General features: G+C 34.5%; 9 protein-coding genes. 4 read left to right on the forward strand and 5 right to left on the reverse strand.

What is annotated here, in order from left to right; translation table 11 throughout:
- The first annotated feature begins 3 nt into the window (after window positions 1–3).
- Together F8154_RS12890 and F8154_RS12895 are read left to right on the forward strand one after the other, a co-directional pair.
- The gene (locus F8154_RS12890; RefSeq protein WP_151862035.1) at window positions 4–1,326 is read left to right on the forward strand and encodes a hypothetical protein; all 1,323 of its coding nucleotides are present in this window, start codon (window positions 4–6) and stop codon (window positions 1,324–1,326) included.
- An 18-nt stretch (window positions 1,327–1,344) separates the two neighbouring features.
- Window positions 1,345–1,866, forward strand: a complete 522-nt coding sequence (locus tag F8154_RS12895) for a type 1 glutamine amidotransferase domain-containing protein (protein WP_151862036.1) — start codon at window positions 1,345–1,347, stop codon at window positions 1,864–1,866.
- 76 nt (window positions 1,867–1,942) lie between these two features.
- Here the strand turns inward: F8154_RS12895 and F8154_RS12900 are convergent, their stop codons facing one another.
- The gene (locus tag F8154_RS12900) at window positions 1,943–3,469 is read right to left on the reverse strand and encodes an FAD-dependent oxidoreductase (RefSeq protein WP_151862046.1); all 1,527 of its coding nucleotides are present in this window, start codon (window positions 3,467–3,469) and stop codon (window positions 1,943–1,945) included.
- Between the two features lie 174 nt (window positions 3,470–3,643).
- Here F8154_RS12900 and F8154_RS12905 point away from each other — a divergent pair, with 174 nt between their 5' ends.
- Window positions 3,644–4,318, forward strand: coding sequence for a uracil-DNA glycosylase (locus F8154_RS12905; RefSeq protein ID WP_151862037.1), 675 nt, complete (start codon window positions 3,644–3,646; stop codon window positions 4,316–4,318).
- A 57-nt stretch (window positions 4,319–4,375) separates the two neighbouring features.
- Here F8154_RS12905 and F8154_RS12910 read toward each other — a convergent pair whose 3' ends face one another.
- The gene (locus F8154_RS12910; RefSeq protein ID WP_151862038.1) at window positions 4,376–5,932 is read right to left on the reverse strand and encodes an ABC-F family ATP-binding cassette domain-containing protein; all 1,557 of its coding nucleotides are present in this window, start codon (window positions 5,930–5,932) and stop codon (window positions 4,376–4,378) included.
- Window positions 5,933–6,058: 126 nt separating this feature from the next.
- A complete protein-coding gene (locus tag F8154_RS12915) occupies window positions 6,059–7,141 on the reverse strand; it encodes a M24 family metallopeptidase (RefSeq protein WP_151862039.1) in 1,083 nt (360 codons plus the stop codon).
- A gap of 302 nt (window positions 7,142–7,443) precedes the next feature.
- On the opposite strand from F8154_RS12915, the gene F8154_RS12920 reads away from it, so the two are divergent.
- A complete protein-coding gene (locus F8154_RS12920; protein WP_151862040.1) occupies window positions 7,444–8,400 on the forward strand; it encodes an ROK family protein in 957 nt (318 codons plus the stop codon).
- Between the two features lie 162 nt (window positions 8,401–8,562).
- Here the strand turns inward: F8154_RS12920 and F8154_RS12925 are convergent, their stop codons facing one another.
- Entirely contained in the window at window positions 8,563–9,174 is a 612-nt protein-coding gene (locus tag F8154_RS12925) for a superoxide dismutase (RefSeq protein WP_151862041.1), read from the reverse strand.
- Between the two features lie 142 nt (window positions 9,175–9,316).
- Complete coding sequence (locus F8154_RS12930) at window positions 9,317–10,336, reverse strand: branched-chain amino acid aminotransferase (RefSeq protein ID WP_151862042.1); 1,020 nt, start codon at window positions 10,334–10,336, stop codon at window positions 9,317–9,319.
- Between the last annotated feature and the right edge of the window lie 124 nt (window positions 10,337–10,460).

Consider the following 10,460-nt stretch of genomic DNA (forward strand, 5'->3'; position numbering starts at 1 on the left):
AAAATGGGGATAGTTTTTAAGAGGATAAGTGAAAAAAATAATAAATATGATAGAGATTTTAAGAAACTAGTTTCTAAGCTTAAAGAAGAATATTTATCTATTTGGTGGCAAACAAGTACTGATATCCCTAACCTTGGAAAAGTAATTAGCAATAGAGATAAAAAAAGAAACAAAATTAAAATAGAAGCTTTTAGAAAAGAACTATTGAAAATATTGAAGGAAATGCCTAATGAAGAGGAAAAATTAAAGATTTGGAGCCATCAGGTAACTACTTTAATAAACCAACTGGAACTAAATATAATTGGTTATGAGAATAGAACATTAGACTTTTTTGCTGACAAAGGCTATTCAAGAGTTACAGATTTGTTTATTAAGGAAGTTAAGGCTTTTGACTCTGAGCTTAGTACTAAAGATATGTTTCAGGCAATTAGAAATGTGTGGATAACGAACAGTATACAGATTTTGTTTGGTATAAATGTGGAGTTAACCCCTTCGGTTTTTGCCTACAGCATGTTATATCCCTATAGTGATAACTACCTTGATGATACATATATAGACATTAATAATAAACTTAAGTTTAATGAAAAATTCAGAAAATGGTTAGAAGGAGCAGGGGAAAAAACTCAGAACAAACATGAGAATTGTATATACAGGCTAGTAAAAAAGATCGAGGATGAATACCCAAGAAAAAAATACAAGCAAGTGTTTGAAAGTCTTGTTGCAATCCATTCTGCACAAGAAAAGAGCCTTAATCAGCAAAAAGGTCCTACAGTTCCATATGAAAGGGATATTATAGGAATTACCTTTGAAAAAGGGGGAGCCTCTGTTTTAGCAGATGGGTTTTTAGTAAAGGGGAAGCTTACAGAAAATGAATCTAAATTTATGTTTGGGTACGGTATATTACTTCAAATAATTGATGATTTGCAGGATGCAACAATTGACTTTGAAAATAAACACACAACATTCTTTTCACAATCAATGAAGTTGTGGAAGCTAGATAAATTAGTTAATAAGCTTTTTTGGTTTATTGATAAAGTATTATATGAGTGTAACTTATTTTCTACACAGGATGCAAAAAAACTAAGGGATGTTATACGTGAAAGTTGTATAATTATGATATATGAAGCTATTTCAAAAAATGAGAAGATGTTTAGTAAAGAATACATAAGAAAAATTGAAGAATATTCACCAGTGAGTTTTTCATATTTTAAAGTGTTAAAGAGAAGATTTAGTAAAAGCTTCACTTTGGAGGATACTCTAAACATTTGCTTAGCACTAAGCAAAGGTATTGAAGAAAAAAAGGCTTTTGAAAAAGCTCTAGATTAATGAGGAGGGGTTTGAGTTATGAGATTGAAGGGAAAAAAAGTGCTTTATATTGTTCATGACGATTTTGAGGATTTAGAGGTTTGGTATCCAGTTCTTAGATTGAGGGAGGAAGGTGCCATAGTAGATATTGCAGGAGAGGAAGCTAATAAAAAATATATTGGCAAGTATGGAGTACCAATTGTTTCAGACTATTCATTTCTTGATGTAAAGGCAGAAAACTATGATGGGCTGTTGGTACCTGGAGGCTGGGCTCCTGATAAGCTAAGGAGATATAAAGAGGTGCTAGATATTGTTAAATACATGGACAGAAATAAAAAACCAATCGGACAAATTTGCCACGCAGGATGGATACTAATATCTGCTGATATATTAAAGGGTAAAAAGGTTACCAGTACACCTGGCATTAAGGATGACATGATAAATGCTGGTGCCACATGGCTAGATGAGCCTAGTGTAGTGGATGGACATATTGTTTCCAGTAGAAGACCTCCAGATTTACCACAATACATGGTGGATTATATAAAAGCTATGGAAAAATAGATTAGATTTAAGACTGATGAAAAAGCCCTATTTTAAGACTTTTTGATCAGTCTACTATTTTAAGACTTTGTTTTTCTCAAATCTGTAATTTTTTCAGCCCTGCTTCTGAAGGACCTTCAATAACACTACCATCTATTGAAAACCTAGAACCATGACAAGGACAATCCCACGTTCTTTCTCCATGATTCCAGTTTAACATACAACCCAAGTGGGGGCACATATTACTTACCACATGAAGCTCGCCATCAATATCTCTATAGGCACCTGCTTTTTTTCCATCTACAATCACTACTGCCCCTTCGTCGTTTTTTAAAGACTCAAGAGATCTATAGGTTGGCTTTAGTCTTCCCGAAAAGAATTTTTTCGCAACATTAGTATTAAACTTAATATAGTTTTTAATGCTAGGGTCTGGATTAAACCTAGATGGTGTAAAAATATCTACATAAGGATTATCCCTTTCAAGAATAAGATCCCTTAGTAAATTAGCAGCCACCACACTATTAGTCATACCCCATTTTTTGTAGCCAGTAGCTACAAAGATATTCTTATTATTAGCCGTTAGTCTACCTATATAGGGTATATTGTCAAGGGTGGTTAAATCCTGAGTGGACCACCTATACAAGACTTCACTTAGTCCAAATGTCTCCTCACCAAAGGCTTTTAAGGCGTAATAATGCTCCATTGTTTCTTTATCCTTACCAGTTACATGGCTTTCTCCACCTATTAATACTAGTTTTTCACCATTATAATCGGTATAGCGAAGTGACCTTTTAGGATCATCTGCACTTATATACATTCCACCTGGATATTCAGTTTTTAATTTTACACCCAGTACATATGAGGCTTCTGGGTACATTTTAGAGAAGTATAAACCCTTAATACCATAGAATGGGAAGTGGGAGGATATGATAACACTTTTACAATTAATAACATTACCTCTTCTTGTAATGACCTTTAGCTTATCTCCAGTTTCTATATCAACTGCTGTTGTATTTTCATATATTGAACCCTTCATACCTATAATTTCCCTTACTAAAACCTGTAAAAATTTCAAGGGATGGAATTGAGCCTGATTCTTCATTACTACTGCTCCTTTAATATCAACAGGAATAGGTAAGTCCTCTAGATATTCACCCTCTATTCCAAGCTTCTGATATGCACTTGCTTCCTTCATAATTTTGTTAACACTGTCATTAGAGGTGGTGTAAACATAGCTATCCTCCTTTGATAAATCACATTCTATGTTATGTTTTTTAATTATATCTTTGTAAAAATCTAATGCATCTTTATTTGCTGTATAATACATTTTCGCCTTTTCTATACCAATATGCTGTATTAATTCATCATATATTAAATTATGCTGTACAGAGATTTTAGCTGATGTATGGGCTGTTGTTCTATATAAAATACTGCTGGCATCAATTAAGGCTACCCTAATACCCTCTTGTAATAGTAAATAGGCTGATATTATACCAGTAATACCACCTCCAACAATGGCAACTTCAGTATCAATGTCATTTTTTAATGCTTCAAAGGACTGTATTTTAGTAGATGACCTCCAATAGGATTCGGGAGTTAAAGGAATTTTAGTATCTTCATTCATATTGTTCAATAGAATTACCTCCAATAAAATATAATTATATATAGCTTTTCCACATTTAATCAATTAATGTAAGCTTATGTTTACAATAAGAAAAGCAGTAGATTATAGTAATATTGGAGTTAAAATATCAATGTGATAGAATAGTATAATAAAGTCAAAAAGAGGTGTGTTTATATGACTATACTAAAAAACGATTGGCACCCCCTACTCAAGGATGTGTTTGAAGAAGAGTTTTATTTAAGGCTAAGAGAGTTTCTAAAGAGGGAGTATATGGAAAAGGTTGTGTACCCAGATAAATATGATATTTTTAATGCACTTCACTATACATCATATAAAGAAACAAAGGCAGTAATTTTAGGACAAGACCCTTATCATGGTGAAGGACAAGCCCACGGTTTAAGCTTTTCAGTTAAGCCTGGGGTTAAAGTGCCACCCTCCCTACAAAACATATTTAAGGAGCTTTATAGTGACTTAGGCTTTAATATACCAAATCACGGATTTTTAGAAAAGTGGGCACAGGAGGGGGTATTAATGCTAAATACTGTACTAACGGTACGACAGGGAGAGCCAAACTCCCACAAAGGGAAAGGCTGGGAAATCTTTACCGATAAGATTATTTCTTTACTTAATATGAGGGATAAGCCAGTTGTATTTATTCTTTGGGGAAAAAACGCACAAGAAAAGGAAGCTTTAATAACTGCACCCCACCATTACATAATTAAGTCACCTCATCCTAGCCCATTTTCAGCCCTAAGGGGCTTTATGGGGAGTAGACCCTTTTCTAGGACTAATGAATTCCTTAAAAACACTGGATGTAAAGTAATAGATTGGCAGATTAACGATATTTAACATAATAAAAGCCTCCCTAGATTGAAGACCTTGTCTATAATCTGAGGAGGCTTGAACTTATACGATTTTAGTTGTCCAGCTTTCGCAATTCCAAACGTCAGTGACAATATCTTGATAATACTCTGGTTCATGGCAAATCAAAAGAATACTGCCTTTATAGGCTTTAAGGCTTCTTTTAAGCTCCTCCTTAGCCTCAACATCCAAATGGTTTGTAGGCTCATCTAATATTAGAATATTTGTTTCTCTATTAATAAGCTTACATAAGCGAACCTTCGCCTGCTCGCCACCACTTAAAACAACAACCTTGCTTTCAATATGCTTAGTGGTTAATCCGCACTTTGCTAGAGCAGCCCTTACTTCATATTGAGTGAATGAGGGGAAATCACTCCATACCTCCTCTATACATGTGTTATAATTTGCTTCCTTTATTTCCTGTTGAAAGTATCCAATATGAAGGTAATCTCCAAGCTCAACTGTACCTGAAATCCCATTTATTTCACCTAATATACTTCTTAAAAGAGTAGTTTTACCCAAGCCATTTGCACCAACTAAAGCAATTTTTTGACCTCGCTCCATTTGTAAATCTAAAGGCTTAGAAAGGGGCTCTTCATAGCCTATAACTAATCCAGTTGTCTTAAAAACTAACTTACCAGACGTTCTTGCTTCCTTAAAGTTAAACTCTGGTTTGGGCTTTTCTCTAGCTAACTCTATAACCTCCATTTTGTCTAGCTTCTTTTGGCGAGACATAGCCATGTTTCTTGTGGCTACCCGTGCCTTATTTCTAGCAACAAAGTCCTTAAGCTCATCTATTTCCTGCTGCTGCTTTCTATAGGCAGCCTCAAGCTGTTGCTTTTTGGCCTCATAAACCTGCATAAAGCTATCATAATCCCCAACATAGCGATTTAGCTCTTGATTCTTCATATGATAAACTAAGTTAATAACACTATTTAAGAAGGGAATATCATGGGATATAAGAATAAAAGCATTTTCATAGTTTTGCAAATATCTTTTTAACCATTCTATATGCTGTTCATCTAAAAAGTTTGTTGGCTCATCCAGAAGTAGTATATCAGGCTTCTCAAGTAGTAGCTTTGCTAAGAGTACCTTTGTTCTTTGACCACCACTAAGGTCTTGCACATCATTATCAAGACCAATATCATCTAAGCCTAAGCCTCGAGCAACTTCTTCTATTTTGGCATCTATAATATAAAAGTCGTTATTGGTTAAAATATCCTGTATATCCCCCATATCCTCCATCAGCTTTTCTAACTCTTCAGGGGCTGCATCTGCCATCCTGTTACATATTTCATTCATTTGATTTTCCATATCAAAAAGATATTTAAAGGCTGTTCTTAATACATCCTTAATAGAAAGACCTCTATGAAGTATTGTATGCTGATCTAAATAACCAACTCTAACATTTTTTGACCACTCAACTTGCCCCTCGTCTGGTTCAAGCTTTCCAGTAATTATATTCATAAAGGTTGACTTTCCTTCACCGTTGGCTCCTATTAAGCCTATATGCTCACCCTTAAGAAGACGGAAGGAGACATTATTAAAAATTCCTCTATCTCCAAAACCATGGCTTAAATCCTTTACTGTTAATATACTCATTTTTATCTCCCTTCATTTTTAGAAGCTAATCTATATATAAAATTTATTAGCACAAATACTACATACATATAGATTATATACGACATTATAGTAGGGGAAAAGAGATATTTAAGAAACATTAAAAATTTAATCTATTATAGTCAGCTCTTTTGTAAAGCTATTAAGAACAATACACCCATCATCGGTTACAGCAACTAAATCCTCTATTCTAACGCCAAAATCACCAGGAATATATATTCCAGGCTCAATAGAAAAAATCATACCTGGCAAAACTACATTGGTATTAGCAGATGAAACATCCCCTTCATCATGAACCTCAAGACCTATTGAATGACCTGTTCTGTGGGTAAAGTATTTTCCATAACCCATTTCCTCAATATAGCCTCTGGCTGCTATATCAATATCACAAAATTTAACACCAGGCTTCACCATTTCAATGGCCCTTCTATTACCTTCTTTTACAATATTGTATATCTTCCTTGCTTCATCAGAAGCCCACTTATAAAAAATAGTTCTTGTCATATCAGAGCAATAGGAGGATTTTTTACAGCCAATATCAATTATAATGCTATCTCCAGCCTTTAGACATGTGTTATTGGGTTTATGGTGGGGGTCGCTACAATGGCTACCAAATGCAATTATTGGATCAAAGGAGGGACCTTCTGTACCCAACTCCGCATAAATATTTAGTAGCTTTTTACAGGCTTCTTCCTCAGAAACATTAGGAGAAATATAGCTTATTAGCTTTTCTATGGCCCTGTCATTTATAGTGGAGGCCTCCTGCATAAGTTGAAGCTCCTCAGTATCCTTTATCATTCTTATACTGTCTAAAACAAATGAACCATTAACAAAGGTGTAATCAGATGTAAGCTCCATTAGCTGTAAAAGAAACCTAGATGGCCAATTTTTATCTACTCCAACCTTTGCTCCGGAATTTAAGGCAATAGCTTCAAAAAGCATGTTAACGGGCTGATCAGTATCACTAAATCTAACAATTTCTACTCCTAAATCCTTCTCTATTGGAAAAAGCTCATTGACAAAAAGCTTATGACTACCCGATAGAGATAAGTATAAAGCAAGCATTCTTTCTCCGGGACTAAACCATTTATTTGTTAAGTAGAAAATAGAAGGTGGATCTGTAATTATTAAATGGGAAATTGAATTAATCTCCATTTTTTCAAGTGCTTTTTTTATTCTTACTTTATTCACTAAGCTCACTCCTTTATTAAGTTTTACTATATTATTCTATATATAATAGGCTATACCTCCAATATAAATACTAATATTGCTGTTATTTTATCTCAGCGGTGCTACTAACACTTCCGCTTCTTAAGCATGAGATAAGTGCCGCTTAGCTTCGAAATTAGTTCTCCTAGAGTTCAGGTTAAGAAAAAACTCCATATGAACCAAGTTTTCTTTAAAATAGTTAGTTACATAAAGCACTATTTAGAAGGGAAATAGGGTAAAACAGTCGAATCTCTTTTGTATAAAACTTTAAAGAGGTGAATGACTTGTATTATATAGGGGTAGACTTAGGAGGCACCAGCATTAAAGTAGGTCTTATAACCGATAAAGGAGATATAATAAATAAAGTTAGTGGACCCACTGAAGTAGAAAAAGGAGCTGAAGGTATAATAAATAGTATTACTTACTTAGTTAAAAAGGTTATTGAGGAGGTGAATATACCTATTGAGCTTATAAAGGCAGTAGGAGTAGGCATACCTGGTGTATCAAATAATCATGGGCTTGTGTATTTTGCTTCTAATCTCTTTTGGAAAAATATACCTTTAGGAGAGCTTTTAGAGGAAAAGCTGAAGCTAAGGGTTTTTATAGATAATGATGCAACAGTTGCTGCTGTAGCTGAATTTTTTAAGGGTGTTACAAGGGGAACAAATAACTCAATATTTCTAACTATAGGAACAGGATTAGGTGGAGGCTTAATAATTAACAAGAAAGTCTACAGTGGCAGTCACGGAATAGGTACAGAAATGGGACACATTGTAATTGGTGAGAACTTTTACGATTGTAGCTGCGGTAAAAATGGCTGCTGGGAGACCTATGTTTCTGCAACTGCAATGATTAAATATTGTGGAAAGCTTTTAAAGGAGGGTAATGAAAGTATTTTAAACAGTCTAATAAATGGAGATACTAGCTCATTAAATGCAAAGCTAATTTTTGATTGCGCTGCTAAGGGTGACGAGGTTGCCTCCCTTGCAGTTGACAGAATGAAAAAATACTTAGCTATAGGATTGGGTAATCTAATTAATATATTTGATCCAGAAATTATTGCAATTGGTGGAGGAGTATCTGGAGCAGGAAGCTTTTTACTAAGGAATTTAAAAGATGAAGTAGGTAAATATATATATGTTAAAGGTATGAATGTTACAGAAATAGCCTTAGCAAAGCTAGGAAATGATGCAGGAATAATAGGAAGTGGTATGTATGCAAAAATGAAGCTAGAGGAATAGGTAGCATTTTTCAAAAAACTCACAAAACGATAATACTCATTTAATGATACTTAGCTTAATACTGATGGTGCTATTGGTACTAGCCTTTAGCAAAAGTAAAATATCAATTAAAGCCCCAGTTAATATAACTGGGGCCCTGTAGATAGAAATAGGAAGATTGACTTATTTATATGTGTTATATCTTTCACTGACATAATCCCAATTAATTATGTTCCACCATGCTTCAATATAGTCGGGACGTTTATTTTGGTATTTTAGATAATAGACATGCTCCCAAACATCTATACCCATTAAAACCTTACTACCATCCATTATTGGATTATCCTGATTTGGTGTAGAAATTATTTCTAGTTCATTATTAGAGTTAATAATTAACCAAGCCCAACCGCTACCAAAGCGGGTTGCAGCAGCTTTATTAAATGCCTCTTTAAATTCCTTAAAGCCTCCAAAGGTTTTGTTAATGTCTGCCAAAAGCTCTCCCTTTGGCTCTCCGCCTCCGTTAGGATCCATAACCTTCCAAAATATAGAATGGTTGTAATAGCCACCACCGTTATTTCTAACAGCCCAATATATTTCTTTAGGTAACTTGTCTAATGATTGTAGCAATTCTTCAATATCTTTTTCTTGTAGGGCTTCATGTCCCTCTAATGCATCATTTAGCTTGCTAATGTACCCTTGATGATGCTTTGAATGGTGAATCTCCATAGTTTCTTTATCTATATAGGGCTCTAATGCATCATATGAGTAATCTAAATTAGGTAAATTAAATTTCATAAAATAACCTCCTCTTAAATAGTATATTAGGTTTATCAACCTCTTAACCCTAATATACCCGCAAAAGAAAATGATAATCATTATTAATAAAGAAAGAATAAAAATAACTTGCCAAAAGGCAAGCTATTTATTTATGGTTAAACTATTTAACCTCTACAATCCATCCAGCTGGAGCTTCAACATCTCCAAATTGAATGCCATAAAGTGTATTGTATAACTTTTTAGTAATTGGTCCTACTTCTTTTTCACTATGGAAAACATGAAGCTTTCCTTTATATTCTATACCACCTATAGGGGTAATAACTGCAGCAGTACCACAGGCTCCAGCTTCTTTAAACTCATCTAGGTTATCTACCAATACATCTCTTTCCTCAACCTCCATACCTAGGTACTCCTTGGCTAAATACATTAATGAATACTTTGTTATGCTTGGCAGTATTGAAGGAGATTTAGGTGTAATAAACTTATCATCCTTAGTAATTCCAAAGAAATTTGCAGCGCCAACCTCTTCAATTCTAGTGTGGGTTAAAGGGTCAAGGTAAATACAATCGGCATAGCCCTTTTCAACTGCAAGCTTATGGGGATACATACTTGCTGCATAGTTTCCACCAACCTTAGCTGCTCCAGTTCCATAGGGTGCAGCACGGTCATATTCTGATATTGTAAAGTTTACAGGAGTCATACCACCCTTAAAATATGGTCCAACTGGAACACAAAATACAACAAATAGGTACTCAGGGGCAGGCTTTACTCCAAGATTATCACCAACTCCAATAACAAATGGTCTTAAGTAAAGGGTAGCACCTGTTCCATAAGGTGGAACATAATCTGCATTTGCCTTAACAACTTGAACACAAGCGTCAATAAACTTTTCTACTGGCATATCAGGCATCATTACGCGACGACAGCTGTTATTTAAACGCTTTGCATTTTCATCAGGTCTAAAGAGCTGAATTTTTCCATCCTTTGTTCTATATACCTTTAATCCTTCAAAGCATTGCTGTCCATAATGCAGAGCTGTTGAAGATTCACTAATTGCAAGCTTATTGTCCTCAACTAGTTGTCCATCGTCCCATTTTCCGTCCTTCCACTTCGATACATAACGCAGGTCTGTCTTCATATAAGCGAAGCCCAACTTACTCCAATCAATGTTTTTACTCATGGAATCCTCTCCTTATTAAATATATCGATTCTATAATAATTATATCATAATTTATTATATCCACATCATATTTAAGAGAAAGGGAAATAAGTTTAAATTTTCAGACAAGTCAGTCTTACAAAAG

Origin of the sequence: Alkaliphilus pronyensis, from assembly GCF_009017275.1 — a bacterium.
GTDB lineage: Bacteria > Bacillota > Clostridia > Peptostreptococcales > Natronincolaceae > Alkaliphilus_C > Alkaliphilus_C pronyensis.